Source organism: Mycobacterium sp. TH-M25 (assembly GCF_057473665.1).
The window spans coordinates 1-2,478 of sequence record NZ_JBYCLA010000516.1; the positions used below are offsets into that span (position 1 = coordinate 1).

Annotated in this window: 3 protein-coding genes and 1 riboswitch; all 3 genes read right to left on the reverse strand. The window is 60.9% G+C overall.

Translation table 11 applies throughout. The features are described 5' to 3' along the window. Positions 1–403, reverse strand: a 403-nt coding sequence (locus AC2VOU_RS17405; protein WP_486958493.1) for a PPE family protein, incomplete at its 3' end; no start/stop codon positions are given. 15 nt (positions 404–418) lie between these two features. Beyond that, positions 419–718 carry a PE family protein gene (locus AC2VOU_RS17410; RefSeq protein WP_054880006.1) on the reverse strand — a complete coding sequence of 100 codons (300 nt, stop codon included), beginning with the start codon at positions 716–718 and terminating at the stop codon, positions 419–421. A 301-nt stretch (positions 719–1,019) separates the two neighbouring features. Continuing rightward, a riboswitch (M-box (ykoK) riboswitch) is annotated at positions 1,020–1,196 on the reverse strand. A gap of 182 nt (positions 1,197–1,378) precedes the next feature. Then, a partial coding sequence (eccA, locus tag AC2VOU_RS17415; RefSeq protein WP_486958494.1) for a type VII secretion AAA-ATPase EccA occupies positions 1,379–2,478 on the reverse strand: 1,100 nt, incomplete at its 5' end.

Genomic DNA, 2,478 nt, shown 5'->3' on the forward strand with positions numbered 1-2,478 from the left:
GTGTGTTCTGGCCTAGGACGTTGCTGGCAGTCAGCGCCACCAGCTGAGCGCGATTGGCCGCAATCGCCGGCGGGGGAACCGTGGCGACGAACGCGGACTCATAAGCCCCCGCGGCAGCCTCGGCCTGCACGGCAGTCTGCTCGGCTTGCCCGGCTGCGGTGCTCATCCACGTCAGATATGGCCTGGCCGCAGCTGCCATCGACGCCGCTGCGGGTCCATGCCATTCTTCGCTCGTCAGCGCCGTCAGCACCAAGCCGTACGACAGCGCCGTCGAACGCAGTTCTACGGCCAACCCACGCCAAGCCGACGCGGCGGCCAGCAGTGGCGTGGAGCCAGCCCCGGCATACATGCGCGCGGAGTTGATTTCGGGCGGCAACGTGGCAAAGTCCAGTGCTGCAGTCATCGTTACGCTCCTCGTCTAGCTGGTTGCGATCGCGTTGGCGGCTTCGGTGGCCGCATAGGAATCCGCGCTCGCACCCAAAATCGCGACAAACAGCTCGTGCACTGCCATCGCTTGGGCGCTCGCCGCCTGGTACATCGCGCCGTGTGCGTTGAATTGTGTTGCGATCAAGGCTGATATCGCGTCAGCGGCGGCAGGAAGCAGCCCTGTGGTCGCAGCTGCCGCAGCCGTGTTTTGGGTAGCCATCACGGATCCAACCCTGCTTAGGTGACCAGCCGTCGTAGCTAACGCTTCTGGATAAGTAAAGACAAACGACATCGGACTTCTCCTCACGGAAAGAGACCAAACCCGAAGTTCTGTGGCTACCTCCGGAGCTACTTTCGGCGCAGTTCACTCACACGAATCCGCGAAGCGGAGACGATCGGATCAGATCTTTCGGGGGTAAGCCGATTCAGACTGTGGAAACGGTGCCCGGGTCGGGTCGCAACGAAATGGTCGTCGATTTGGAATACGGACTATCGTCGGGACTCATTTCGCTCTCACCTCCTCACGGCCGAGGCACACGAGGGTGCCGCACATTGCACTGTGGGGAGGACGGCTCGGCACGAAATACCCGAGTACGGCACCCCTCTCGTCAGAGCTTTGGCACCACACGGCGTATCCGGCTCAATCAGAGTCGGAAGCCACTTGGGCTCAACCCTTAATCCGGGAGGAGCTGTCCTGACCCTGGGCGTCTTTCGACGTTCGAGGTCAGTGGCCTATATCCGTGCAGACGCCTCACCTAGCGAGGTGCTTGCACAGGCCATCGTGGCACTCGGGGCAAGGTGAGTCAAGGCAACTGCCAGACGTTTGCAACACTGCAGTAGCCCAACACAAATCAGCCGTTCACAGTGGTGCCGCGGATACGAAGTCCAGCGAGACGTTTCAGCTGGAGCCGGCGCAGGTACGCCCGCGACATTGCCGCCGGGCCGCCATAGGCTACGATGACTTCTTCTCGGCCACCGCCGCACTGAGGCCTTCGGCCAGGTCGGCACTGGTCAACTCCTTGAACCGCAGCAGTTGGTCCGTGCTGAATTCGGTGAGGTCGCTGGCCAGCACCGCATCGAGGTCCTCGTCGTCGAGGCGGAAACTACGGTGGTCGCGGGCCTTCTCCACTACATTGCGCACGAAGCCGGCATTGCCGAGCATGTCGATACCCCGAATCAGATCTCCGTCTTCGGAATAGGTCTCGTCCAGGTAGAACTTGGTGTACGACGGCAACAGCACCTGTGCCTCTTGCTCAGTGATGACGTCTTCGTTCTCCTGGCCCATCAATTGGGTCAGCGCGATCAACTCTTCGGGGGTGTAACTGAAGAACTCGATCACCGTCGAAAACCGCCGTCGCAGACCCTGATTCACCTCGAGCATTTTATCCATCGCCTTGGCGTAGCCCGCTCCGAACACCACCAGCTCGTCGCGATGGTTCTCCATGTACAGCAGCAGCGTATTGATAATCGCATTGCCGTAGGGGTCTCCTTGGGTGTAGCCCTTCTCGTGCAGGGTGTGCATCTCATCGAAGAAGACCGCTCCACCCAACGCACCCTCAAGCATCTCCTCGGTGTTCTTCTCCGCATCGGCCATATACCGACCCAGCAGCTTGGTGCGGCTTGTCTCGACCACGAGCGGCTTGCGCAGCACGGTCAATCCGCACAGCTGCTTAGTGAAAGCGCGTGCTACCGAGGTCTTCCCGGTACCCGGTGGTCCAAGCAACAAGGTGTGGCGCGATGTCACCGGTACCGGCAAACCCATTTTGGCGCGGGCCAAGTTCACCTTTGTCGTCGACTTGATGAGTTTGATTTCCCGCTTGGCTTGTTTCATGCCCAGCATCGCGTTGAGCTCGGCATCCCCTTCCGCCAAATACTTTGTGGCCATCTCGGCGTGGCGGGCGGCCTCGGTCTGCGCACGGGTCGGAGCGCTGTCTGGATCCCACGGATCAGTGCGGGCCTCAATTGTTTCCGGGTCAGTCAGTATCAGCCGGAAGTTGGGGTTATCCAACGCTTCTCGAGCCGGGGTGAACTTCGCGTCCCGCGAATACACCC

Coding starts and splice junctions, on each gene's coding strand:
- AC2VOU_RS17410 (WP_054880006.1), bottom strand. CDS start 718: ATGTCGTTTGTCTTTACTTATCCAGAAGCGTTAGCTACGACGGCTGGT.